Source organism: Vibrio glycogenivorans, from assembly GCF_051660965.1.
Taxonomy (GTDB): Bacteria; Pseudomonadota; Gammaproteobacteria; order Enterobacterales; family Vibrionaceae; genus Vibrio.
Window position 1 is genome coordinate 317,191 of sequence record NZ_JBPVIS010000001.1, and the last position, 25,918, is coordinate 343,108.

Below are 25,918 nucleotides of genomic sequence, written 5' to 3' on the forward strand. Positions count from 1 at the left end.
ACTCGAATGAGTGGGGCTTGCATCAATTAAGGTATTGGCATCTGGTTAGTTTTTACTAACGGTGAGCACTGGCGCACTCGGGTCTATGGCGTTCAGCGTAAAGCCATAACTACCATTTTCCGTCACTGCAATCGAAAGATTGCCGCTCTCATCACCCGCTTCCATGACAAGTTCGGTATCAAGAACAACACTGCCCAGGCCACCGAAGTTTGTGCTGGCTGTCCATCCTGCATCGGCAATCTTCATCTCATAATCACCTGTACTTAGGTCGATATCCAAGCGGTAAACATCATTCGCCACATAGCTAAATTTAGCCACTTCCAGTGGATCCCACGATGTCACAGAGCCGCGTAGATACAAATCCGTGTCACCAAAGGTTGGCATGTCCGGTGCAACGACAACCGATACCATAGGGAGCTCGATATTCTCATCTTGAACATGGCTCGCATCGAGAGTGAAGGTGAATTTGCCCGCCTCTTGAACATCAAGCACACAGTTGCCATCGGTACCTAAGTCAATGCTGGTGCCGCTTTGTGTTGAGTTGTCACAGCCGACATTCGGTGCACTCCAGCTTGGGTCTGCAAACTTAAACTCATACTCGCCCACCTCAAGGAAACCGGTGACTGAGTACAGGCCATTGCCAACAAAGCTCATCTGCCATTTGTCATCGTCAGACCAGCCATTCATACCACCTTTGACATACACTGGATTATTGCCATACGGAGGAATGGAGTCGAGGTCCTTATTGCTGTTGTCAACCGCCAGGCCATCACCATTGGTTTGAACGAACACTGCCGTTGTCAATGCAGGGACAGTGAAGCGCTCCTCATCAAACGATGCATCTTTAACAATACTGTCTGCCGAGCTTTGCTGCACCGGGTGCAAGCTAAAGCCTGTCGCCCCCTCAATATCAAACTCTTGCGCCGTTGTGGTCGAGTTAAGCACCGCTACAATCGCGCTGTATTCGTCATTGAGTGAGAAGCCTGCGTTATCGATTGACATTACGATCAGTCCAAGCTCTTGATCGATACCAACATTTCTAAAGTCAACGCGGTTCATTACCTCAGAAGCCGTTTCTAGACGGAACAGCTCGCTTGAACTGCGTATTGTCAGTAGCTCCATAAACTGCTGCTTGGTCAACTCGATATCATGGATGTCTGGATTAGCCGTTGAATCCTGGATCAACACTTGGATGAGTGACCAGTTATCACCGTCTTTATCGTGGCGTGGCAAACCCACATTCCAGTTGTTGTCATCGCCATTAAACTTAACACGGTTGAACCAATCGCCGGAGTCGTAGGAGTCACGCTGCATTGACTTCGAGCGAAGCAGCTCAGAGCCCATGTGGATAAACGGAATGCCTTGACCCAACATCACAGTCGATAGACCGACGGTTTGCATACGGGCACGCTCAGCAGAGCTGGTCCCTGCGGCAATCTTATAAGCATTGATATCCCAAAGGGTTTGGTTATCGTGCTTAGACACATATGAGATATTTTCTGATGGGTGCTTGGTGTAGCCCGCTGGCGCACCGCCGTAGTCAACATCTTGACCACGCATTGTGTTGCCTTCGTTATCGAGAATGACAAAGTCGGCTAGGTTACCCGCCATACCCACGCGGATCAGGTCTTGGTTGTGCAGCAGATCAGACTCACGATTGTCAATCTGAGCAGCCTCATCATTGATGTAACCCGCATTACCAAAGCCTTGGTTATAGCGCAGTGAGTGCATACCATTACTGTCAACGCCACCATCAAATGGGCTGCCTCCACGCACTGCATCGCGCAGACGGTCTGAGAAGGTACCAATCTCCGTGCCAGCCATATTGATTTGGGTTGCCTGCTCAAAGCGAGCGTTGTTTGCGACCTCACCAAAGTCCCAGCCTTCGCCGTAGAACAGGGTATTAGGATCAAGCTGACGGACCTCTTCTAGCGCCTCAACCATCAGAGGCTTAGGTTGGTGTCCCATCAAGTCAAAGCGGAAACCATCCACGCGGTAATCATCTGCCCACACTTTGAGTGAGTCGACCATCAGCTTACCCATCATCAGGTGCTCGGTGGCGGTGTTATCACAACAGGTAGAAAGCTCTACATCACCTGTGTTGGCATTCAAGCGGTGGTAATACCCCGGAACAATCTTATCTAATACTGACTTGTCGTTGTCACCGGATGCATTGGTGTGGTTGTACACCACATCCATGATCAGCTTGAGCCCCATATCGTGAGTCGCTTTGACCATTTGACGGAACTCAAGGATACGTTGGGTCCCTTCCGCGTCAGTGGCGTAGCTGCCTTCTGGCACCGTGTAATGGAATGGGTCATAGCCCCAGTTAAAGCTATCGAGGCCACGTAGGTCATTCATCAGTGATTGCGCTTCACCAGTCGATGGGTCGTAACTTGCCAACAGATCTTCGATCACCGTTGCCGAATCGACATCACCACACACTGCCGCATTACTGTTTGCCGCGCAGAGGTCACCGACGGTGTCGGTGATATCGACCTGATTCGCCTCATCGACGGTCGCGATATCAAATGCCGGAAGAATATGCAGCGAGGTCAAGCCTGCATCTTTAAGTGCTTGTAGGTGGGTCACAGACTCACGCTCAGGCTCTGTCAGAGCAAGGTACTTACCATTAAACTCTGCCGTACCAAAGCTATCACTGAAGCTAAAGTCACGTAGGTGCGACTCATACAACACGTGGTCGACATCTTTGGTCACAGTTGGACGCTCATAATCTGGGTCGCTCCAACCTTCTGGCATCAAGCTGGTGTCATTCAAGTCAACAACTTGCGAGTAAGTCGAGTTGGTTGATAGGCTCAGAGAGTAAGGGTCTGTCACTAAACGCGTTAAAATACTCTTGGTGGTTGGGTGGTAAACCGTCACACCATAACGATAGTACTTACCTACGACGCCTGACAGCATATCGCTGGCCCAAATGCCCGTTACCGGGTCCACCGTCATAGTTACCGTTTGATCGACCGTTTTGTCGTCTTCATAGATCACCAACTCAACACTTTGAGCGGTTGGTGCCCAGAGCTTGAATGTCGCATCATTGCCTTCAACAATCGCACCGAGCTCTTCCGAGATAGCGTTACCTGCGTCTTTATCGGCAAATACCGCATCAAGCACACCCGCTTTTTGCACTTCTGTCGCAGCCAGGGTTTGGCCATTGGCACGGTAAGCCACCATCACGATCTGTGATTTAAGGATCTCGCGCAGAGTAGCATCGTCGACACTGATCTCTGCGCTGGCAAGATCGGATAAGTGTGGGAAGCGCGCCTTAAGATCGTCACTCAACCCTGAGCCCTGCTCAAGCTCAACAACCGTGCCGCCTGAGACCTCTTTGGTCTCTTCGTCCATCACGATATCGTTGGTTAGGCTGTAGCGCAGCTCAATGGTGTCTGCGCTGCTGGCAGATTCCCAAGCAATGGTTTTGTCATCCAGCCAGTGGGCCTTTTGTCCATCAATTGAAATTGGACGCTCAGCGATTGGGCTGTAGTAGAGCTGGCTGCTGCCATGGAAACCAAATACCCCCCGCGAATCATCTAGATTACGTAGCTCAACCTTCTGGTTAGCACTACCAAATGCCTTATCATCACCGTTGTGTAGGATGAAGTTCATACACTCATGAGGGTCAGACGCATCAGGGTTAATTTTAAGCACATAGTAAGCCCCGTAGGTGCTATTGATGCCCGTGGCTAAAAATGGTTTTTCCCATTCCGTACCACCACTCGCAATCCCCATGGCTTCTAGGTCAGTACTGGTACACCCCTCACCATTCCATAGGTGCAGACCCCAGCCATCGTAATTCGCTGACCGAGCCTCATCGGCATCACGCTTGTAATAAATGACAACCTCATTTTCGCCGGCAGGGTACAGGTCATCCGGCTCTCCGCCGCCACCTGGTTTATCATTATCACTACCACAACCTGACAGTGCGAAGGCAGCAAACATTGGCATGGTATATTTTGCCAGTGTACTTATTCTAATTTCCATTAACTTAGCCCTATTCTTTCTAAATATTTTTATTGTTGCGCTTACTGTTCACTTTATAAAAAAGCAAGTTTGGGTACAGCAAAAATACAAATTACAAAGCGCCCAGAAATATTAATAACAACCAGAAAGAACAGTTTGTGACCTAGGTATAACAACAGCACTATCTCAGTAAAATATGCCAATCTTTAATAAAAGGTCACATTTTGTAGATCTGCAATTAATGATTAAATTCAAAAAAATCATCTACGCCCTTCTCCTCCCCACCCTTGTAGGATGTCCACCCCAGCCAGTCATCCCTGACCACTCAACTCACACTTTGTGCCGACTTACTATAACCTGGCATAGAAACTTGCATAAAAACTCGCATAGACAAGCCCTAACAAAAACCCAGGTTTTTTTCCTATGTGGATACTTGCCACAGCGACCAACGACTTTAAGTGTAATTTATATACCTAAAATATGACCTAAACTATTTGGGTCTGTTAGATAGTCAAACTTAGAAGAGTGTCAATTTTCGAACGACATCCTGTAAATTAATAGCCAATCATTCAAAGTAACAGTATTAACCTTTTTGTCAGCGTCATATTTAATTAATCACTCGCCACCTCACTATATGTACCCTTGCCCCATATATGTCCTTGAGATATTAATAGCTAGAAATATTCCATTGTGTCCCTAAGATATCCTTAAAATCGGAAACTTGACTAAGGGCGTAATGACAAATTTATTTTGCTAGGGTATAAAAAACAAAAAACCGAGCACTTGGCTCGGTTTTATTCAAAAACGATGACTTAGTATTGCTGTTGACGCAATGCATCAATACGCTTGTCTAGCGGTGGATGGCTCATCAAGAGTTCACTCAGTGAGCGCTTACCATTGATACCAAAGGCCATCATCGAACCCTCAAGCTGCGGCTCATGACTCACCTTAAGTCGCTCCAATGCTGCAATCATCTTGTGCTTACCTACAAGCTGTGCGGCGCCCGCATCGGCGTGAAATTCACGATGACGGCTGTACCACATGGTGATAAAGCTCGCCAGGAAACCAAACACCAACTCGAGCACCATGGAGATACCAAAATACACCATCATATTGGTGCCACCCTGCCCCTCATCATCACGACTTGACGCAACGATATTGGCGATAAAGCGAGACAAGAAAATCACAAAGGTATTCACGACACCCTGCATCAGGGTCATGGTGACCATATCGCCATTTGAAATGTGGCTCACTTCATGCGCCAGCACAGCCTCGGCTTCATCACGGGTCATGTTGTGTAACAGACCTGTCGATACGGCAACAAGCGAGTCATCGCGCTTGGCACCTGTCGCAAATGCGTTGATATCTGGAGAGTCATAAATAGCGACGGTCGGCATACCAATGCCAACTTGCTGAGATTGACGAGAGACTGTCTCAAGTAGCCAATGCTCTGTTTCGTTGCGCGGACTTTCGATCACCATGCCCCCAACAGAGCGCAGTGCCATGCTCTTAGACATCATCAAAGAGATAAGTGCGCCACCAAAACCAAACACGGCGGCCATGATCAGTAGCCCAGAAAGACTACCAGGCTGCATGCCGGTGACTGCATAGACAATGTTAAGTACAACGCTTAGGACTAGCACCACCGCCAGGTTCGTTGCTAGAAAGAGTAATACGCGTTTCATTCATTTCTCCACTGGAAAACGTGATTCGATTATCACTTGAGGACAAAACTCAAGCTCTAAGGCTATATCTCAAGCTCTAAAGCTATATATAGTCTAATTTTTTGACTTCAAGGTTAAGGGCTAAATTGAAACATTTTGTAGATGATGTAACTTATTGTTAACAGTGCTATTTCTTCGATAGCCCCTCAACATAAGCACAACAAGGGCTCATGACAAATTGAGATCTCGGTCAAAACACTCACAATTACAGTAACAATTAATCAACATTGTTCAGTTAGTATTAGACCATAGTCGTATTGAGCTGAGATGGCGCAGGGTTTAAATTGCAAAACGAGGCTTAAGGAAAACAATATAAGGATAATAGGATGTCACAAGTAAACAACGAGTATCAGATGGCCATTGACCTACTATGCTGTCACTTAGGTCTTTCGGAAAATGAAGCAAAGAAACAGCTAGGTTTGCCTACTGTGAATGATGATAAAGACCAACAGATTGCTGAGACACAGTTCGCACTGATGGGACTTGCTCGCGAGCAATGATGACAGGTTATTGCAGGTAAAAAAGCCAGAGTCTTAAGCTCTGGCTTTTTTGATCGCTACTTTTGCAGCGGGGTCAAATCGATGTACTTACCCAAATTCTTGCGTTTCGGGTTAGGAGTGTACGGGATCTCCCCCATCTTTGGTGCCGGGATGCGTGCCTCAAGGCACTTGATCATCTCAGAGTAATTCTCCGCACCTGGGTTGACTCGATTCGCTACCCAGCCGACAATCTCAAGGCCATCGGCAATAATGCTTTCTGCCGTCAAAATAGCATGGCTAAGACAGCCGAGCTTGATACCAACCACCAAAACAACCGGCAGTTTCTCTTGCTGTACCCAGCTTGAGTATGACTCGCTGTCATTCACTGGCACGCGCCAGCCACCAGCCCCTTCAACTAACACCACATCCGAATTTTGCTTATGTTGCTCAAGCTTTTGCGAAATCAAGCTGAAATCAATCGCGACATTCTCTGCTTTTGAGGCGATGTGTGGCGAAGCTGGCAGCAGGAATGGATAAGGATTAACGTCTTCATAGCTTACCTCAACCGTCGAAACGGAGTGCAAATGGCGAGCGTCCGAGTTGCGTGGTCCCAATTCAGTCTGTTCACTACCCGCAGCCACAGGCTTGTATCCGATGGTGCGCTTCCCCTGAGCATTCAGCGCTTGCAAAATAGCTTTTGATGCGACGGTTTTGCCAACATCAGTATCTGTACCAGCGATAAAAAAAGCATCAATCATGCTGTATAACCCCTAAACAAACTTGATAAGTTGCAGGTAATAGACCTTCCTGACTTCTAAACTCTTGGTAAGCCGACTCGACTTGGCGCAGGGTTTGACGGCTCGTCAGCCCCTGCCCGCGCCCAGCTACATGGGTCGCACCAATCCCCTTTAGGTCTCTCATCACGGCTAAGGCCGATGAGTACCACATTACGATGGTCGGCAAGTCTAGTGCATTATGAGTGCAGCTCGCTTGAGCTAACGCAACTTTTACCTGATTGTAGGTGATAAATTGATTAATGTGTTGACGCTGGTCCACTTGCGACCATGCGGCCTCCAGCTCACTCAAGGTTCCGTCGAGCAAGGTACTAAAGACGATCAATCCACCGGGTTTGGTCACGCGATGCGCTTGGCAGAGCGGCACACTGAGATCGCGACACCACTGCAAGGCTAGGCTTGAAAACACCACATCAAAATCACCATCAGAAAAAGGTAAAGATTCGGCATCAACCTGAATAAAACTGGCGCGTGGGCTGGTACACCGCAGTTGCGCTCTGTGTAACATATGAGTTGACAGGTCAGCGCACACCACAGTGGCACCGCGATTGAGCAATTGAAGCGAGAAATACCCTGTCCCGCACCCCAGGTCGAGTACCCGCATACCCCGCATATCTGCAGGCAGCTTAGCCATTAGGCGCTGACCCACATCACGTTGTAACTCTGCATGAGTATCATAGGTTTGCGCTGCACGGCCAAAAGCTTCAGCAATCGCCTTTTTGTCACCAAAAGTATTGGTGCTAGAAGAAAGTACCCCCATTAAGCGGATCCTTATTGTTGTATCGCTTGACGCAGACCTGCTGCCAAGGTTTTGATTTGCTTGTTTGTGTGGTTGGCCGTTAGGGTGATGCGCAGTCGCGCCGCATTGGGGGCAACCGTCGGCGGACGAATTGGGGTCACCCACATGCCTTGCTGACGAAGATAATCAGCCGTCGCCACTGCGCGCATGCTAGAGTCAACCACAAAGGGTTTGATTGGCGTAGAGGTGGCGCGATACTCGTTCAGATCCTGTAGCTCTTGCTGATAAAGCGCCGATAACTCACCAAGCTTGTCTCGACGCCACTGCTGTGAGCGAATCATGCTAATCGCATGGGTCGCCGCGTGGGCCTGCGCGGGTGGTATCGCCGTCGAATAGACGTGATGACGAGCAAACTGGGTCAGGTAGTCACCGAGCATTTCGCTGCACAATATCGCAGCCCCCGATAGCCCAAAAGCCTTGCCAAACGTCACCACCAAAATATCAGGATGCACCTGCGCTGCGCTGCAACTGCCACGGCCTTCTTCACCTAACACCCCGATACCATGGGCATCATCAACCATATACCACGCCTGGTCGCCAGATGCCGCTTCAATATCCACCAAGGGAGCACAATCGCCATCCATGCTAAACACTCCCTCCGTCACGACTAGGTTGGCGCAATTTTTGGTAAGCATAGATTGCAGGTGAGAGATATCGTTGTGGCGAAAGCGACGCATCGTCGCTGGCGACAATTTCCCTGCCTCAATAAGTGAGGCGTGATTGAGTTTGTCTTGGAGTAGTTGGTCACCCGCTTGCAACAAACTAAACAGCACAGCTTGGTTAGCACTAAAGCCACTACTAAACAAAATCGCCCTGTCATAACCTAGCCAATCACACAAGGCGCCTTCGAGATTTTGATGCGCATAACTAAACCCCGTCACCAAAGGTGATGCAGCGCTGCCTGAGCCATAGATACTTAGCCCCTGCTGCCAGGCTTTGAGTAACTCAGGGTCGTGAGCGAGACCGAGATAGTCATTACTGGAAAAATTGAAAAATCGACGACCATCGCACTCTAGCTCACTCTGATTACCAGCAATCACAGGTTGCAACGCACGGCTGAGCCCTGCCTCTCTGCGCGATTGCAGTGCTTGGTCAATGCGCTGCTCAAACTTAGACACTGGCATCGTAGAACAGATCGTCTTTGCCCGGTCTGGCTATCACTCGCTCAGCAACACGCTCAAGCAACTCGCTGGCTTGAATCTCATCTGGCTTTTGCACGGCCGATTCTCGGTTGATGCCAAGCTTGGCAAACAGCTGCAAGTCCTTGTCCTCACTTGGGTTTGGGGTAGTGAGGAGCTTACAGCCATAGAAAATAGAGTTGGCCCCCGCCATAAAACACAGTGCCTGCATCTGTGGATTCATATTCTCTCGCCCTGCCGATAACCGCACCGCTGATTTTGGCATCATGATGCGCGCCGCTGCGATCAGGCGTATGAAATCAAAAGGATCAATGTCCTCAGCCTCTTCTAGCGGAGTACCTTTAACCTTAACCAGCATATTGATTGGCACGCTCTCGGGTTGGGTGGGCAAGTTCGCCAGCTCTACCAGTAATCCAGCTCGGTCATCGTGACTTTCCCCCATACCAATAATCCCGCCGGAGCAGATCTTCATGCCTGCATCGCGAACATGGGCGAGCGTGTCCAATCGGTCTTGATAGGTGCGAGTGGTAATGATTTTGTCGTAGTACTGGGCAGAGGTGTCGAGATTATGATTGTAGTAGTCGAGTCCGGCCTCAGCGAGCGTCTGCGCTTGAACTGGCGTTAACATGCCAAGCGTCATACACGTCTCTAAACCCAGTGCCTTAACCCCTTTGATCATATCGGTGAGCATCGGCATATCTCTTTGTTTGGGGTTCTTCCACGCTGCGCCCATACAAAAACGGGTTGACCCCGCGGCTTTGGCTTTCTGCGCCGCCTGGAGAACGTTTTCGACTTGCATTAGTGGTTCATTACTGACACCAGTCGTATACCGGGCACTTTGCGGGCAATACTTACAATCCTCCGGGCACGCACCGGTTTTAATTGAAAGCAGCGTACTAACCTGGACCTGATTCGGCTGCTGAAAGTGTCGATGAACCTGCTGTGCCTCAAAAACTAAGTCCATAAAAGGCTTAGCCAACAGCGAATGGACTTGCTCCACTGTCCAGTTGTGACGAACTTGCAAAATGAATCCTTTTGATTTTAATCCGATTGTTGGTTAGTCTACCTCGACCTTTTTTAGTGTCAACCTTATTTGATTTTGCAAGGTTTACACTAGACCTTTTTTTAACCATCAGGAAATATTCATGGCTATGGATCTCGCCTTTGACCGCCAGCACCTCTGGCATCCCTACACTTCAACACTATCACCTCTGACCTGTTACCCCGTCGTAAGCGCGGATGGCGTCAACTTAACTTTAGAGGATGGTACCGAGCTGATCGACGGCATGTCATCATGGTGGGCAGCGATCCATGGTTATAACCACCCTGTGCTCAACGCTGCTGCGCACCAGCAGATTGATACCATGGCACACGTGATGTTTGGTGGGATCACTCATCAGCCCGCTATCGATGTCGGCAAAAAGCTGCTAGAGCTCGCCCCAGATAACCTTGAGCATATTTTCCTTGCCGATTCCGGCTCGGTGGCAGTGGAAGTCAGCCTCAAAATGGCGCTGCAATACTGGCATGCCAAAGGGCAATCTCGGCCCAAGTTTCTCACTCTGCGCCACGGCTATCACGGCGACACCTTTGCCGCGATGTCAGTGACCGACCCTGATAACTCAATGCACTCGCTATATAAAGGGTTCTTACCTGAGCACCTGTTTGCTCAATCACCAGAATGCCGCTTTGGTGATGATTGGGATCCTGATGACCTCAATGACTTTCACCACAAACTCGCCGACAATCACCACCAGATCGCTGCGGTTATTCTTGAGCCTATCGTCCAAGGGGCTGGCGGGATGCGTATTTATCATCCTAGTTTTCTGCGCGGCGTCCGGGATCTTTGCGATCGTTATGGCGTGTTATTGATCTTAGATGAGATCGCTACAGGATTTGGCCGTACCGGCAAAATGTTTGCTTGTGAACACGCAGGCGTTGTACCGGATATTATGTGTGTCGGCAAAGCGCTGACCGGAGGCTATATGACACTGTCTGCTAGCTTGACCAGTCGTGAGGTCGCCGATACCGTTTGCGGCGGCGAAGCTGGATGTTTTATGCATGGGCCGACCTTTATGGCAAACCCGTTAGCGTGCTCGGTGGCAAGCGCAAGTTTAGGCTTGCTATTGCAGGGAGAGTGGACAAAACAAGTTGCGGGCATTGAGCAGGTATTTGCAGAGCTATTACCTAAACTCCGGGTCTACCGTCAAGTTAAAGATGTTCGGTGGTTAGGGGCTATTGGTGTGGTAGAGACACATTCGAGCGTCAATATGGCGGTAATACAGCGTCACTTTGTTGAACAAGGTGTGTGGATACGCCCGTTTGGGCGACTGATTTATGTCATGCCTCCGTTTATTAGCCAACATCATCATATTCAAAATCTCATAACCGCAATCGAAACGGCCCTAGACGACTACGACTGTTTTACTTGATTTTATTGAGTCATGGTCACGTCACAAACGGAAACAACTCAATTTTCAGCTGTGAAGGTACAACAAGGTCTGCCCACTTTTCAGGAGCAGACCTTTAATGCTTTCTGACTGAGTTTCTCAGTCAGAAATAGACCCAGCTATCAGCTTACCAGTAGAAACGTGCACCTACTGCAAAGTTAACTTCACCGTCTCTAACGCCCGCATCAATAGAAGAATCAGAAGCGCTGTTAGTGTAGCCTAACGTGGTGCCATCTTCGTAGTCCGCTTCTGCATACACGCGCGCCCAGCTGTTAAATTTATGCTCTACACCAGCATAAAACAGTGAGAAGTCTTCTGATGCGTTACCCGCTGCAAATTTTGCAGCCTCGTAGTCAGTGTATTCATAACCACCGTAAAGTGCCGTTTTGTCTGTGATCTGTGCGATACCGGCTAATGCGAAACCATTGCGGGTGATTTCTTCTGGACCATTACCGTTTGACAGTTCACCGCGATAATATGTAAAGCCTACTAAGTGATCGCCGATATTGTACTCAGCGGTAAACTCAAGATACTGGTTATCAATTTCTAGACCTGACTCTTGATAGTCGTAATCCGTATTCAGACCACCACCCGCATGCAGAGATAGATCACCGAAGCTAGTACCTGCGAAGAGCTCATAGAGCGCAATGTTGCTCTTATTCTCATCTAAGCCCCAGCCACCCTTAATCCAAAAGCTGTCTGCTTCATAAGTGTACTTAATCTGTGAATCATGCAAGGCACCATTCAGGGCATCATAAGCAAACGCTGAACCGCCAAAGAAGTATGAGTAGTCTGCCCCGTAGATATCTTCACTGTGAGTCCACTGCTTACCAAACTTAATTGTGCCAAAGTCACCGGCAAAACCAAATTCGTGCAAACGCACATTGACGTCAGAATTGTCACGGATACCCACTTCAACCTTGCCTAGAACATCTACAGAGCTTGATAGGGCGTGACTACCATCGATACCCATACGTGATGAACCAGAACTCAAATCAGCCTTGTGATCATCTTCATCTTTGAACTTTAACTCGGTACGCAACTGACCATAAAATTCAATCGCACTGTCATCTGTTTTGTAAATTTCTGCCGCATTTACTGAAGTTGCTGCTGAAGCGACAACTAATGCTAGTAAGGTTTTTTTCATAATTTCCACTGCCTTTTCTTAGTATGGGATACCGATCCTGGTTCCCTTTTTAGTTTTATTAGCGCCAATTCATGCTCTTAGTGGCATGATATTCGCGCCGTTAAATGTCTAATCGCAGAGTGCAAAAGATAAATATTTATGTCAAACCAAACCAAATGGATGTCAAAAAAGATAAATTACACTAAATTTCAGTAACTTATATGGTTTTGTATTTTTTATATCTCCTTCACCCTTAGCTTTGTGTGGTCATTAAATAACCAGTTGAAATGTCTCAAATTTAGAACATACTACTGACAATTAGAGTAGTTAACCTATCATTACAAAATTGCAAACTTTGTTATCTTTACTTTGCGACATTTCATTTTCATTACCCTCATCCTGACTTAGCACTACGTTGCCACTAGGTATTTTTGTGACTCAGATCACACTAACACCAAACAACACGACCCTCGCGTTTATTACCTGAAAGCCAGTCAAATGTGCTAGACTCGCCGGTTCACTCAACAGGACCCCATATGCTGACACCTAACATCCAAAAATCGATTCGTACGAGCTATCAAAACCTTCAGGCTCAGCTTGAGAACTTTGTCCCGCGCCGATCACAAAACTATCTGGTTGCTGAGATCGCGAAATCGCTCTGCGGGGAGTACCATAAATCGACACGCATGATTGTGGCTGAAGCCGGAACGGGGATTGGTAAGTCACTGTCTTATTTAATGGGCGCTATTCCTGTTGCGGTGCTGAACAACCGCAAAGTGGTGATCTCAACCGCGACCGTGGCACTTCAAGAGCAGTTGATTAACAAGGATCTGCCCCTCTATCGCCGTATTACCGATCTCGATTTCGAATTTATTCTCGCCAAGGGGAGACAGCGCTATTGTTGCGCCGAAAAGCTTGCTGTTGCCTCTGGAGAAGATGGCGGGCAAACTGCTCTGTTTGAGAGCAAGCCAAAAGCCAAAGATGTCGAACTGCTGGCTCGCTTGCATAAAGCCTTGAGTGAGGGCAAGTGGGATGGCGACCGTGATAGCTGGCCAAAGCCGATTAAAGATGAGCTATGGAAACTGATTGTCAGCGATAAACACTCCTGCAATAACAGCCTGCCGGCGCACCGTGGCTGTCCATTCTCCAAGGCGCGTGCTGATTTGGACAAGGCGGATGTGATCATCGCCAACCACAGCCTAGTGATGGCCGATGCGGATCTCGGCGGCGGCATCATCTTACCTGAGCCAGAGAACACTATTTATGTGTTTGACGAGGCACACCACCTGCCCCATGTCGCTCGTGAACACTCATCGGCTGCGGCGAGCCTAAAAGGCGCCGCAACTTGGTTAGAGCGTCTGAATCAGGTCATTACCAAATACGCGAGTTTGGCTGATGAGAAGCGCGCCGCTCGGTTTAGAAACGACCTGCAAGAGTCGATTCAGACCATTATTCCGACCCTAACTCAGATGCCAAAGCAATTTGACCCCGCTCACTTTGACGAGGGTATCTATCGGTTTGAAAACGGTGAGCTGCCGAGTTGGCTGTTTGAAGAGGCCAAGGCACTGAAGAGCAGCACGCAAAAGCTGGCGCAGTCTACTGGCAAGATAGCGGATCTTATCTCCGAGCGAGTCAAAGATGGAGAGCTGGCATCAAGGCTCGCCGAGCCGGCCTTGGCAGAGCTCGGCTTTTATATTCAACGCTGTGATAATCTTGCCCAGGTGTGGTCTTTGATGGCAGAGCCCACACGTGAGAAAGGCGCGCCGCTTGCCCGCTGGCTTGAGCTCAACCCGGATCGCGAGGGCGATTTTATCGTCTCGGTGTCTCCGCTCGAGGTTGGCTGGCAGCTGGACCAGCAGATTTGGAGTCGCTGTATTGGTGCGGTGGTCACCTCTGCCACCTTGAGGGCGCTCAATCAGTTTAGCTATTTTTGTCGCCAGGCCGGTATTAGTGAAGGCATAGAGGATGGAGTTAAATTCTTGGCGCTGGCCTCACCGTTTGACTACCCAAATCAAGCAGAGCTTATCATCCCCGCAATGAAGTATGAGCCCTCTGCGCCTCAGTTTACCGAATATCTTATAGATATTGTGCCTAAGTTAATTGAAGACAAGCAGGCTAATTTGATTCTATTCTCCTCTTACTGGCAGATGAATCAGGTCGCGGAAAAGCTCGCGACCCTGTTTACCAAAAAAGGCTGGGCACTTCAGGTTCAAGGCGATGCATCAAGGGCTGAAATTCTAAAAAAACATAAAACCTTAGTGCAGTGCGGTAAAACCAGTGTGCTATTTGGTACCGGCAGCTTTTCAGAGGGTTTGGACCTCCCCGGTGATGAGTTGACTAACTTGATCATTACTAAGATACCATTTGGTGTTCCAACCTCACCGGTGGAGCAAGCGCATTCCGAGTATATAGAGCGCTGTGGTGGGAATCCCTTTATGCAGATCGCGGTGCCCGAGGCGAGTAAAAAGCTGATCCAATCTGTTGGGCGACTGCTGCGCAAAGAGGCCGATTCTGGTAAAGTCTACCTGCTTGATCGCCGTGTGGTTTCAAAGCGTTACGGAAAATCTTTGTTGGACTCATTACCTCCGTTTAAGCGCACAATACACAAATAAACAATAAGAAAGAAGTTATGGAATTTTTAGAACCGAGTGTGTTAGCCCTACTCGCGCTGGTGGCATTCGTTGCGGGATTTATTGATGCGGTTGCTGGTGGTGGTGGTATGCTCACTGTCCCAGCCCTGCTATCGATAGGTCTGCCGCCGCATATTGCACTGGGTACCAATAAACTGGCTGCGTCTTTTGCCTCGTCGACGGCCGCCTTTACCTATTATAAAAAGAATTTATTCGAGCCCAGCTTTTGGATTCCGGCTTTTATCGCGACATTAATTGGCGCAATATCCGGTACCTTGGTGGTTGATGCCATCAGTACTGAATGGCTAGAAAAAGCGCTGCCCTTGGTGATCTTAATGACGGCGGTCTACACCTTGTGGCCAAAGTCGCAACATGCCAATCAAAATACGTTGCCAGCAAAGTGCTCTAAAGTGAACAAAAAGCAGTATCTGCAAGGGTTTACCCTTGGCTTTTATGACGGCGTTGCTGGCCCCGGCACCGGTGCATTTTGGACCGTGAGCTCTATGGCGCTGTACCGCTTGAATATTTTGCTCGCCTCTGGGCTTGCCAAGGCAATGAACTTCACCAGTAACTTTACCTCCCTGGTCACCTTTGCCCTTCTCGGTCATATCAACTGGCTGCTAGGCTTAACCATGGGCGTCTGCTTGATGTTAGGAGCCTACGTTGGTGCGCACTCGGCGATACGCTTTGGCGCTGCCTTTATCCGCCCCGTTTTTGTTACCGTTGTGATCGTGCTCGCCGTCAAACTGGCGATTGACGCATGGTTTTAAGTCGGTCTTTGATCAGCATAGGTAGTTTTCATGGTTGAAATGGAAAAAGTAGACGCCTTGTTAGACGAACTCGCGCAGCAAGCTGCCCAAGTCGATCGACACAGGGGGGAACACCACCTGCCGCTGTTTGACGAGCGACTGTTTCAATCCCGTTCGAGATTGCTGGTCCCTTGCGTTGCCGAAACTCGCTCCATCGTTGACTCTATTCGCCGTGAGCAAGAGGCAGGACTGCTCACTCAGTTGCGAGCCGAATACCTTACTGAGCGCTTGGTCAGCCAAATCGCCGCGATTCAGCGTGAGCTCTCCACCGTTAAGATTCGCTCAAAAGAGCCCAAGCACTCGAGCTATTTTCGCAAGCCGATCAATGTGCTTTATCAAGAGCTGGCACAGCATCAGGAGTGGGAAAGACGCTTGCATGAGATGGTGCTGGACAAACAGCGCGCATTAAACACTGCCCCGGCGTTTTATCAGCAACAAGCCCAGCAAGCACTGCTCACGGCTGAGCAGAGACTCGAGCGTTGCCGCGCCGCCAAGCTCAAAATTGAACGACAAATTACATATCGCGAGAAGCACCAATAATGACCACCGAGACCCAGCCAAATAGTGGCCTTGAACAGGCGCCTGAAGACATCAAGCTTGCTGTAGACCTAATTTTTCTACTTGAGAGTAATGACATTGACCCCGAGGTTGCATTGAAAGCGCTCGAGATTGTGCGCAATGATTTGCTGCGCAAGGTGACAAAAGAGGGTTAATCCACATTGGCAACTGTCAGGCGATAAAAAAGGGAAATGCGTGAGCGCATTTCCCTTTTTTGTTTTCGCTGTATTAAGGCGAGCAGCTAAGGCTTAATCGCTTATTGCGCAGTAGCAACCTTAGCCAGTTCTTGCTTGCCCGCTAACCATGAACGGAACATGGTAATTGAGGTATAGAGCACGACAAAGGCCACCAGCCACGCAAGGGTATCAAGATCCAACGACTTAACAATCAATGCGGCGATCAGCACAGCGATAGGACCGGTGATCGCCACTGAGAGTGCCGCTCTTGTGTTCAGTGCTCGACGCTGAATAAAGCTGCCTGCAGAAAAGAAACACAGAAACGCACACGAACCCATCATAATTGGAAATGCCGCAATCGGGTTCATACCCAGCAAATAGATCATCGTCATACACGGTGCATACAAACCAATCCCCACGGTCATCAGGGCGCCAAAGATAAAGTTACCGATAATGGCTACAATTAGTTTTGTCCCTGACAGTCCCATCTCTGTGCCACCAAGGGGCATCAGCTCAAGGCGACCAGCAAACATGAGTAGCGCGACGACAAGCAGTGCACAGCCCATAATCAAGCGGATCATTTGGCGATCAAGCCCCGCAACCAAACGGGCACCAATCGTCGCACCAACACAAGCCGAGGCAATCAGACTCAAGAGGGTCGTTATATCGACCTCAACTGCGGTAAGGAAGATCAGCGACTGAACCACAGTAGCGAGCGCAGCTTGCGCATTCAAGGTGCCGGGCAGGTCTTTGTCATCAACGAGTTTAAACTGTTTGTAGCCGGCGGTTTTAATCGCAAAGCTGCCGACACCTAAGGTGTCACAGAAGTTGGCAAAGGCACCAATTGCACCCACAGCGACTACATTCGTCGTTTGCTCTGTGTGGCGCTTAGCTCGCCATGCTTGCACCAGCATGAAGATAAAGGTCAGGCCGCCAATAATCAGACCGACCTGAAGAAGGGTTAACACGCTCATTTTATGTCGCCGTATAGTAAAAAACGCGCGATTTTAACCACAATTAGGCGACTGTGCCACGTAATAAACCAACTTTTACTCTTTAGGCTAATTACATTAACAAATCTCTAGCAACACTTTGTTACTAGATATGCTCATTATTGCACTCATCTAACCTCACTTTGCCGCCCAATACAAACTGATAGAGTGCTCTTGAGGACAAGAAGAACAGCATCAACCCAGCACAGACTAGGTAAAAGCGTCCAAGGCTAGCTTGATCAACCACCCAAATTTCCACCAGTACCGCCCCCATAAGACCTGCTAGGATCATTTGCACCGAACCAGACAGAGCCGAGACCGCACCCGCCTGTTGTTTATGCGGGGTGAGCAGCAGCGATATCGAGATTGGGAAAGACAGCCCCTGAGCAAAGGCAAAACCGGTAAACGCAATCACCAGACTATGAGCACTTGGGTTACTCACTAACAGCCACACTCCCGCGATAGACACAATCCCCATTGCCAAGGCAAGCAAATGTTGAGAGCTTAGGCGACGGTTGAAAATATTGAGGGCAATTGTGCCAGCCAATAGACCCAGTGAAGGAATTAGCATCACGCTGCCATACTGGGCTACCGTCATACCATGCACAGTTTGCATTAAGAACGGCAACAGGCTTAGCGTGACCACGGCCCCTGAGAAAGTAATCCAGTTGTAGCTTGCACTTTGAATCACCTGCCAATTGACCATCAGCTTGGCATAATTCACCGCCATAGTGCCTGGTTTAAATCGCTTTTTGGCATACGGTAAGGTCTCTGGCAGTACTCGCCAGCCGAGACCAATAATCACAGCGAGATAAACCAATACAGCAGCGAAAACAGATTGCCAACCGAACTCAAAGGCCAACCACCCTCCCAAGACCGGAGCCACAATAGGAATAATAGAGGCGGTCACCGATATATAAGACAGAGCCTTGGTTAACTGGGCACCATCGTAGCTGTCTCTGAGCACGGTGCGACCGAGCACCGAGGCGCTTCCCGCTCCCAAGCCTTGCAATAGACGACCCACCACCAGCGCTAAATAGCTGTCTGCTAATGTTAGACAGACCAGGGTTCCCAAGATATAAATCCCCTGGCCAATAAAGAACACAGGCCGGCGGCCAATGGCGTCTGATAACGGACCGTAAAACAGTTGTGAGCCACCAAAGCCAATCAGAAATAGCGTCACCACCAACTGGATGTCCGTCGAACTCACCATCAGCGAATCGCTCATCAGGGGTAATGAAGGTAAGTAAATACTCACTCCAACTTGACCAGTAGCAATGATCATCATCGCAAGCAGCATCGGAGTAGGATTAAATGAGGGGTTATCTTTATTCATGCCCAGTAGTCTATATTATTGTTCTACACGTGATAATTGGGCATTATGGAAACTAATTAATTCCAGCCAGGAAACAATAACAGGGAGATGCCATGGACTGGATCGAGTGTGTTAATACGTATATCAAGGTGGTCGAGGAAGGCAGTTTTAACGGTGCAGCGCGTCGACTAAATACCACAAGCTCAGCGGTGAGCAAGCGCGTCAGTTGGCTGGAGGACAAGATTGGCACTCAACTATTGCGCAGGACTACCCGCTCTTTGTCGCAAACAGAGGCTGGAGTGTTGTTTTATCATGGCAGTCGAAAATCGATGGAGGGCTGGCAATCACTGGTCGATGAAACACGCTCACTAAGTGCATCCCCCAAGGGCTTGCTCAAAATTGGCGCGACGGTGGCGGTGGGCTCCAAATTTCTTGTTCAGTATTTAAACGAGTTTCTCGAGCTTTATCCCGATATTCGTATCCAGCTTATCACCACTGTCCCTGGTCAAATTCCCGAGATGAACCTTGATGTATTTATTTCTCGTGAGCTAGAGCAACTTAATTCACTCAGCGTGAGACAAACTCCCCTTTTAGAACGCCAGGTCGGTCTCTATGCTGCACCACGCTATATTGAAAAATATGGCCAGCCCGAGTCGCTTGACGATCTCCAACAGCATAATGTGCTTATTTGGGGCGAGCGTCCTGAACGGGAATATCGGATCTCAAACAACAAACGTCTGCTGGTCAGTGGTAACTTCTCTACCACCAACCCCGAAGCCCTTTTTTATGCAGGAAAGGCAGGGATGGGAATTATGATCGTCAGTGAGTTTATGATTGAGCAAGAAGTTCAGAGTGGTCAGTTAATCCGCCTACTGCCGAATATCAGTGCCGAGGAGCAAACCATTTACGCTTACTACCCCAAACTCGATTACGAGCACGCGCGGACACGATTATTCGTCGATTACCTCAAGCAACGCCTCGTCAAGACGCACATCAGCGCTAATCCGTAAAAATTACCGGTCATTACATAAAGAAAAGCCGCTCGACAATATCGAGCGGCTTTATACATTCAGGGTTTAAGCTTGATTAAGCTTTAGCACAGCTCGCCATTTTTGACTTAGACAGTGCTGATAGCGCAAAGCATACCGCAACAAACGCTACTGTGGTCGCAACAAACGAGATTGCGATTGAAGAGCTAAAGCCTAGCGTAATGTAACCAACCGCTGAGATCACAGCCACCGATACCGCATATGGTAGCTGAGTTGCCACGTGGTCAATGTGGTTACAACGCGCACCTGTCGAAGACAGAATTGTTGTATCCGAGATTGGTGAGCAGTGGTCACCAAATACCGAACCACCAAGCACAGCACTTAGCATTGGTAGCATCAGGGCGATGTCCGTTGCTGCTGCCATATCACCGGCGATTGGTAGCATGATGCCAAACGTACCCCAAGAAGTACCGGTTGAGAAAGCCATTACACCAGCCAGCAAGAATAGAATAACTGGTAGCCATTGTGGACCAATATTGCCTTCTACCAGCGTTGATAGGTAGCTACCCGTGTTCATATCGCCAATAACAGAACCGATTGTCCAGGCAAACACAAGAATCAAGATCGCGCCAAACATTGACTTAGCACCAACCCAAAGCGCATGACCGATTTCAATGGCAGCCATACCTTGTTTGAAAACCGTCACTAGAGCAACAACCAGACCAATCACACCGCCGTAGATCAGTGAACGACCCACATCCGTGTTCTCAAAGGCACCAAGGAGACTGAAGGCCTCACCTTCTGCCGCCAGCTCTTGACCACCGGTGTACAGCATAGCAACAACCGTCGCTGCGATAAGCGCAAGGATAGGCAAAATAAGGTCAGAGACTTGACCGTTCTCGCTTGGCTCAATACCCAGGTCTTCGTTAAGCTCTTCTTTTGCTGACTTGTCATCCTCAAAGCCATGGCCTTGTGACGCCTCAATCTCATGCTTACGCATTTGACCAACGTCAAGTTGGAACCAAACTACGGCAAAGACCATCAATAGCGCAAACACAGCGTAGAAGTTCATCGGGATCATACGAACGTACGCGCCGATTGCCGAGTACTCTGTAATGCCATGCGATACGAGAATACCCGCGACGATGGTCATGATGTAAGCACCCCAACTTGAAGCTGGCATCAGTACACACATAGGTGCTGCGGTTGAATCAAGAATGTAAGCTAGCTTAGAGCGAGATACGTAGTAGCGATCGGTCACCGGGCGAGAGATCGCGCCAACGGCTAGGCTATTAAAATAGTCGTCAATAAAAATGAATACGCCTAGAAATGCCGCTAGAAGCTTAGAGCCACGCTTGCTCTTAACTCGAGATTGAGCCCACTCGGCAAAAGCACGAGTCGCACCGGAAAGGGTTAGCAATGCGGTCATCATGCCAAGGAGCACAAGGAAGCCGACAATACTCATATTCCACTCGTTGATGCCGCCGTCTTCAACAAATACACTTGAAACTACCGAGCCTACGTAGCCAGCAGAAGCTGACAAAGAGTAGCCGTTAAGCAGCAGTGCACCAAGCACAGTACCGACACCAAGAGAGAGTAAAACGCGACGGGTTACAATCGCTAACGTGAGAGCTACCAAGGCTGGTATTAATGACATCGGAGACGATGCAAAATCGATTAAATTCATGATCTTCAAAAACCAAATTCATTGTAGTTATGTGGTCAGAGATCTACTGTAGTGAAACCAGCACCAATAAGTGATGCCTAGAGATAAGAAAGGTAGGCGAAAGCCTGACCCAACCCCACAGTAGCGCTCCATAGTAATTTCTACCCCACATACCTTGTGAGTATAGACTATGGCAGTGTTGCGTCTTTCGAGCACAACCCCAGCAAACTGCCTTGATGAGCAAGTCTACTTCGGCGATAGAGCCTTTCACGCTGGTTCTTTGGCATCACCCCAACCAACGCTAGTGATCTACTATCGCGCCTCTACCGCTTGAGCTTTAAAATTAATCACCTCGCAAACAAGCGTTTACAACAGATTTAACATGCTCAAGCATTAGGTGCAGGCCATTCTACTTATGGAATTTTGATTTGCAACACATTATTCCGACATTTTACCAAGATAATTATCAGATCACCTAACTATTGCACTCAACGTGCTACAGATAAGAAACCTTCCTTAAGCGTTCTATTAACCAATGACCAACTTGAGGCAAAAACATGATGACCCAACGCACCACACTACAGTGATCGAGATCACATTTCTTGTGAAAACTGCAGGCTATTCCCTACTTCTGGTTTAAGAAGGAATTATTTTAGTCGTTTGGTTTGTTTTGAGACATTTTGTACAAAAATCACTCAAACGATAAGATAGAAAAGTCACTACAGGATGTTTTAGTGCATTAGTTCACTACTGCTGGAACATTTTTTACTCTCTAGTGTCAATAAATAAAGCAATTATTCTAACTTTTGCGACAATAAAAGCGCGATTTAGATTGCGAAATTTTAATCTTTCTATAGTATGCGCGAATATATTGTCTATATATTATTGTCACACTCTAATATTGGGTATATGATATTTAATGTTGACTTAATTAATTAATGGGAAGAGTCATGTCGGAACTAACTAAAACACTACTTAATATCCGTAGTCTTCGTGCCTTCGCACGTGAACTAACTCTAGAGCAACTTGAAGAAGCGTTAGAAAAATTTACCCTTGTTGTCGATGAACGCCGTGACGCGGCAGAAGCAGAACAAGCTGCAAAAGCAGAACAAGAAGCAAAACTAGCTGCTATTGCTGAGCAAATTTCTAAAGATGGTATCGACGTTGAAGCATTAATTTCTGCGTTGTCTGGTGAAGCGACTAAAGCTAAGCCAAAAGCCAAACGCGCACCTCGTCCAGCAAAATACAAATATGTAGATGCGAACGGTGAAGAGAAAACATGGACAGGCCAAGGCCGTACTCCATCTGTTATCCAAGCTGCGTTGGATGAAGGCAAGTCTCTAGAAGATTTTGCAATCTAAATTTTCAAGTTGCACTTGATATGAAAAAAGGCTCATTAATGAGCCTTTTTTAGTATTTTGCGCACGCAATTTGGTATATGAACAAAATAAGTAATATTTACTAATTTCTGACAAAGGACCGACAATAGTGAGTCGCGACTATAGCTCGTAGCAACTCACGTGGTAACCCTTAGTATCTTGCGGTTATACAATTGGTTTTTGAGCGCGCTGAATAAGTTTTAGCAATACATTATCCACCACTTCACCGGTGACACCTACCAACTTATCAGCCAATTTTTTCTTCTGCACATATTGAACCTGTAGCACAGTTTTGTCTTTGCATGCTGCGACAATAATATCGTCAGAGGTGGTAATTTCGTCCACAAGTCCCTTTTCTTTTGCGGTGGTACCAAACCAATGCTCACCCGTTGCAACGCTTGCAAGGTCGAGGTCTGGACGACGTTGGCGAATATAATCCTTAAACAAGTCATGGGTTTCTTCTAGCTCTTGCTTAAACTTATCTCGCGCTTTATCCGTGTTCTCTCCAAACATCGTCAATGTGCGCTTGTATTCACCTGCAGTTAGTTGCTCATATTCAATATCATGCTTTTTTAGCAGTTTATTAAAATTAGGCAACTGTGCAATCACGCCAATAGAGCCAACGATAGCAAAGGGAGCTGAAACTAATTTGTCGGCAATACAAGCCATCATATAACCGCCACTTGCAGCGACTTTATCCACGGCAATAGTCAAAGGCAACCCAGCCGCTTTAATTCTGTCCAATTGAGAGGAGGCTAATCCGTAACCATGTACCATTCCCCCACCTGACTCTAGTCGCAGTAATACCTCATCACCCTCTCGAGCCACCGAGATAATTGCGGTAACTTCTTCGCGTAATGATGCGACTTCTTTGGCATCAATACTGCCATGAAAATCAAGAACAAACAGATGCGGTTCTCGCTTTGTATCCAGCTGCTTTTCTTTTTCAGCCTTTTTAATCTCTTTTTCGCGTGCCTTATTCTTTTCTTTTTCAGCTTTATTCTCGGCTTTATCTCGCGCCTTGATAAAAGCGGCATCGTGAAGATGATGCTCAAGTTGCTCTATGTTTTGCTTATAAGAATGGCTGAGGTCAGTGATCTCTAACTCACCTTTGGTTCGATTTTGCTTACCATTAACCGCTTTCGCTAACACTAATAACACAACGATAGCAATCACTATCGTGGCGATTTTGGCGAAAAATAGACCGTAGTCCAACAAAAATTCCAATATTCTTCCCTCTATCATATTTCAAGTACCGACAAAACAGATTAGTTGTAAGCTTAGAACCAGATTGAGCGATTACCTGTCTCACAACAGAGCAAACGTGATCAATCGATGTCGCCGGTTTCAATTAAGCCTAACGTGGTTATTGTTTTGTACTTTATTGTTAGGCTATTGTACTGTTCAGAAAGAAATAAACACAACTGACAATTATACTTAAGTAACCCAAAGGTGGGGTTTTGTTCATATTTGCTTGGTTATCTTGTACCGAGGGCGAACAGGTTGATTCTATCACGTCGCTCACTAAAGATAACAACAAGCAAAACAACCCTCCTGGTAAAGGAGAGCCACCGACCTCAACAGTTACTTACGGACTCACTACCTCATACTGATTACACGACGTAATAGGGAAGCGTATTTTGGAATACTTAGTCTCATCTTATGCATTGAAAAACAAGGTTATATTAGTTACAGGAGCAGGAGCAGGCATTGGTAAACAGGCCGCTCTTAGCTTTGCACAACATGGTGCGACGGTCATTTTACTTGGTAGAACAGTGGACAAACTCGAAGCGGTTTACGATGAGATAGAAGCTGCTGGCTACCCACAGCCTGCCATTATCCCCTTGGATATGATGGGAGCGACTAAACAGAATTACCTCGACATGACTGACACTATAGAGGGACAATTTGGCCAACTGGATGGGGTGCTGCATAACGCCGGCGCACTTGGCGTCCTGTGCCCCTTTGATCAGATCGAAGAGAGCATGTTCGATGAGGTAATGCAGACTAACGTCAAAGCCACCATGCTGATGACCCAGGCGCTATTACCCCTATTAAAGAAAAGTAAAGATGGCCGACTCGTATTTACGTCTTCAACCGTCGGCCACCAAGGACGTGCATTCTGGGGTAGCTATTCTATCTCTAAATTTGCCACAGAAGGAATGATGCAAGTATTAGCGGATGAATACAGTGATTCCAACCTAAGAGTCAACGCGATAAACCCTGGTGGCACTCGCACAGGTATGCGCGCTAAAGCCTTTCCAGCCGAGGATGCCTCAGAGTTGAAAACGCCACTCGATATCATGCCTCTCTATCTGTACCTCATGGCGCCAGAGGGACGAGGCGTCCACGGGCAATGCATTGACGCACAACCAAAAAAATAGGTTGCGAGGTGCGGGTTACACTTCGTTCCGAGGTGCGAGCAGTCTGTTAGGAGTTGTGGATTCCTCGTTCCTCACAGAATTATGCCGCGCCTTACTTAGGTCAAATAGCTTGCTAACCCTCTTAAGGTGAGCGAGTTATCTACCACGCGCGCTAGACTCCTCGCACCTCGTAGGGCAACGCCCGTCCCCGAACCTTACTTGTTTTTGGCTTCAAAAGCCGCGAGTTGCTCCGGGGTGGCTGGGAGTTGGTGGTTGGTCTTCCACTCATCATAGGTCATGCCATACACTCTTTGGCGCGCATCATCGATATCGATGTCCAGTTCGAGTTGATCGGCTTCAGCCTTGTACCACTTGCTAAAACAATTTCGGCAAAAACCTGCCAAAATCATTAAGTCAATATTTTGTACCTGCTTGTTCGCGTCAAGGTGTGCGAGTAAGCGGCGAAAAACGGCAGCATCCAGTTGGTCTTGCTGCTGTTGCGTTAGTTGTTCGTGTTTATGTTCACTCATTTGGCGACTCCTTGTCTGTGTTTATCTC

Annotated in this window: 21 protein-coding genes and 1 riboswitch; of the genes, 9 read left to right on the plus strand and 12 right to left on the minus strand. The window is 48.0% G+C overall.

Annotation, left to right across the window (positions count from 1 at the left end; genetic code table 11):
- Window positions 1-45: 45 nt before the first annotated feature.
- Window positions 46-3,996 (minus strand): pullulanase-type alpha-1,6-glucosidase, encoded by a 3,951-nt coding sequence (pulA, locus tag ACSTTG_RS01395; protein ID WP_438473592.1) that lies wholly within the window; start codon window positions 3,994-3,996, stop codon window positions 46-48.
- Between the two features lie 791 nt (window positions 3,997-4,787).
- Window positions 4,788-5,660 carry a protease HtpX gene (gene htpX / locus ACSTTG_RS01400; protein WP_438460746.1) on the minus strand — a complete coding sequence of 291 codons (873 nt, stop codon included), beginning with the start codon at window positions 5,658-5,660 and terminating at the stop codon, window positions 4,788-4,790.
- Between the two features lie 365 nt (window positions 5,661-6,025).
- Between htpX and ACSTTG_RS01405 the strand changes: the two genes are divergently transcribed.
- Window positions 6,026-6,199 (plus strand): hypothetical protein, encoded by a 174-nt coding sequence (locus ACSTTG_RS01405; RefSeq protein WP_438460745.1) that lies wholly within the window; start codon window positions 6,026-6,028, stop codon window positions 6,197-6,199.
- 56 nt (window positions 6,200-6,255) lie between these two features.
- Here the strand turns inward: ACSTTG_RS01405 and bioD are convergent, their stop codons facing one another.
- Genes bioD through bioB form a run of 4 tightly spaced genes read right to left on the minus strand, consistent with a single transcriptional unit; the run spans window position 6,256 to window position 9,934 of the window.
- Window positions 6,256-6,936 (minus strand): dethiobiotin synthase, encoded by a 681-nt coding sequence (bioD, locus tag ACSTTG_RS01410; RefSeq protein ID WP_438460744.1) that lies wholly within the window; start codon window positions 6,934-6,936, stop codon window positions 6,256-6,258.
- Window positions 6,929-7,732, minus strand: a complete 804-nt coding sequence (bioC, locus tag ACSTTG_RS01415) for a malonyl-ACP O-methyltransferase BioC (RefSeq protein WP_438460743.1) — start codon at window positions 7,730-7,732, stop codon at window positions 6,929-6,931. The genes bioD and bioC overlap by 8 nt, the downstream gene beginning before the upstream one ends.
- An 11-nt stretch (window positions 7,733-7,743) precedes the next feature.
- Window positions 7,744-8,889 (minus strand): 8-amino-7-oxononanoate synthase, encoded by a 1,146-nt coding sequence (bioF, locus tag ACSTTG_RS01420; protein WP_438473902.1) that lies wholly within the window; start codon window positions 8,887-8,889, stop codon window positions 7,744-7,746.
- Window positions 8,882-9,934 carry a biotin synthase BioB gene (bioB, locus tag ACSTTG_RS01425; protein WP_438473593.1) on the minus strand — a complete coding sequence of 351 codons (1,053 nt, stop codon included), beginning with the start codon at window positions 9,932-9,934 and terminating at the stop codon, window positions 8,882-8,884. The genes bioF and bioB overlap by 8 nt, the downstream gene beginning before the upstream one ends.
- A 127-nt stretch (window positions 9,935-10,061) precedes the next feature.
- Between bioB and bioA the strand changes: the two genes are divergently transcribed.
- The gene (gene bioA, locus ACSTTG_RS01430) at window positions 10,062-11,339 is read left to right on the plus strand and encodes an adenosylmethionine--8-amino-7-oxononanoate transaminase (protein ID WP_438473903.1); all 1,278 of its coding nucleotides are present in this window, start codon (window positions 10,062-10,064) and stop codon (window positions 11,337-11,339) included.
- Window positions 11,340-11,484: 145 nt separating this feature from the next.
- On the opposite strand, the gene ACSTTG_RS01435 is transcribed toward bioA, so the two are convergent.
- A complete protein-coding gene (locus tag ACSTTG_RS01435) occupies window positions 11,485-12,504 on the minus strand; it encodes a porin (RefSeq protein ID WP_438473594.1) in 1,020 nt (339 codons plus the stop codon).
- Between the two features lie 515 nt (window positions 12,505-13,019).
- Between ACSTTG_RS01435 and dinG the strand changes: the two genes are divergently transcribed.
- From dinG to rsmS, 4 genes are read left to right on the plus strand one after another with little or no spacing between them, the layout of a single operon-like run.
- Window positions 13,020-15,095: an ATP-dependent DNA helicase DinG gene (dinG, locus tag ACSTTG_RS01440; protein WP_438473595.1), complete on the plus strand. Its 2,076-nt coding sequence runs from the start codon at window positions 13,020-13,022 to the stop codon at window positions 15,093-15,095.
- Window positions 15,096-15,112: 17 nt separating this feature from the next.
- The gene (locus ACSTTG_RS01445) at window positions 15,113-15,883 is read left to right on the plus strand and encodes a sulfite exporter TauE/SafE family protein (RefSeq protein WP_438460739.1); all 771 of its coding nucleotides are present in this window, start codon (window positions 15,113-15,115) and stop codon (window positions 15,881-15,883) included.
- A 30-nt stretch (window positions 15,884-15,913) separates the two neighbouring features.
- Window positions 15,914-16,462, plus strand: coding sequence for a primosomal replication protein (locus ACSTTG_RS01450; protein WP_438473596.1), 549 nt, complete (start codon window positions 15,914-15,916; stop codon window positions 16,460-16,462).
- Entirely contained in the window at window positions 16,462-16,635 is a 174-nt protein-coding gene (gene rsmS, locus ACSTTG_RS01455) for a pleiotropic regulatory protein RsmS (protein ID WP_438460737.1), read from the plus strand. The genes ACSTTG_RS01450 and rsmS overlap by 1 nt, the downstream gene beginning before the upstream one ends.
- A 101-nt stretch (window positions 16,636-16,736) precedes the next feature.
- Here rsmS and ACSTTG_RS01460 read toward each other — a convergent pair whose 3' ends face one another.
- Window positions 16,737-17,630 carry a sulfite exporter TauE/SafE family protein gene (locus ACSTTG_RS01460; RefSeq protein WP_438473597.1) on the minus strand — a complete coding sequence of 298 codons (894 nt, stop codon included), beginning with the start codon at window positions 17,628-17,630 and terminating at the stop codon, window positions 16,737-16,739.
- A 124-nt stretch (window positions 17,631-17,754) separates the two neighbouring features.
- Window positions 17,755-18,984 carry a multidrug effflux MFS transporter gene (locus ACSTTG_RS01465; protein ID WP_438473598.1) on the minus strand — a complete coding sequence of 410 codons (1,230 nt, stop codon included), beginning with the start codon at window positions 18,982-18,984 and terminating at the stop codon, window positions 17,755-17,757.
- Window positions 18,985-19,076: 92 nt separating this feature from the next.
- On the opposite strand from ACSTTG_RS01465, the gene ACSTTG_RS01470 reads away from it, so the two are divergent.
- Window positions 19,077-19,973 carry a LysR family transcriptional regulator gene (locus ACSTTG_RS01470; protein WP_438473599.1) on the plus strand — a complete coding sequence of 299 codons (897 nt, stop codon included), beginning with the start codon at window positions 19,077-19,079 and terminating at the stop codon, window positions 19,971-19,973.
- A 76-nt stretch (window positions 19,974-20,049) separates the two neighbouring features.
- On the opposite strand, the gene ACSTTG_RS01475 is transcribed toward ACSTTG_RS01470, so the two are convergent.
- Window positions 20,050-21,639, minus strand: coding sequence for a Na+/H+ antiporter NhaC family protein (locus ACSTTG_RS01475; RefSeq protein ID WP_438473600.1), 1,590 nt, complete (start codon window positions 21,637-21,639; stop codon window positions 20,050-20,052).
- 113 nt (window positions 21,640-21,752) lie between these two features.
- Window positions 21,753-21,952, minus strand: a riboswitch (Lysine riboswitch).
- A 616-nt stretch (window positions 21,953-22,568) separates the two neighbouring features.
- Here ACSTTG_RS01475 and ACSTTG_RS01480 point away from each other — a divergent pair.
- Window positions 22,569-22,979 (plus strand): H-NS family histone-like protein, encoded by a 411-nt coding sequence (locus tag ACSTTG_RS01480; protein WP_438460732.1) that lies wholly within the window; start codon window positions 22,569-22,571, stop codon window positions 22,977-22,979.
- Between the two features lie 183 nt (window positions 22,980-23,162).
- Here ACSTTG_RS01480 and sohB read toward each other — a convergent pair whose 3' ends face one another.
- Window positions 23,163-24,224, minus strand: a complete 1,062-nt coding sequence (sohB, locus tag ACSTTG_RS01485; protein WP_438460731.1) for a protease SohB — start codon at window positions 24,222-24,224, stop codon at window positions 23,163-23,165.
- A 413-nt stretch (window positions 24,225-24,637) separates the two neighbouring features.
- Here sohB and ACSTTG_RS01490 point away from each other — a divergent pair, with 413 nt between their 5' ends.
- Window positions 24,638-25,381 carry a YciK family oxidoreductase gene (locus tag ACSTTG_RS01490; RefSeq protein ID WP_438473601.1) on the plus strand — a complete coding sequence of 248 codons (744 nt, stop codon included), beginning with the start codon at window positions 24,638-24,640 and terminating at the stop codon, window positions 25,379-25,381.
- A 194-nt stretch (window positions 25,382-25,575) separates the two neighbouring features.
- On the opposite strand, the gene ACSTTG_RS01495 is transcribed toward ACSTTG_RS01490, so the two are convergent.
- Window positions 25,576-25,890: a DUF1244 domain-containing protein gene (locus tag ACSTTG_RS01495; protein ID WP_438473603.1), complete on the minus strand. Its 315-nt coding sequence runs from the start codon at window positions 25,888-25,890 to the stop codon at window positions 25,576-25,578.
- Window positions 25,891-25,918: the final 28 nt, after the last annotated feature.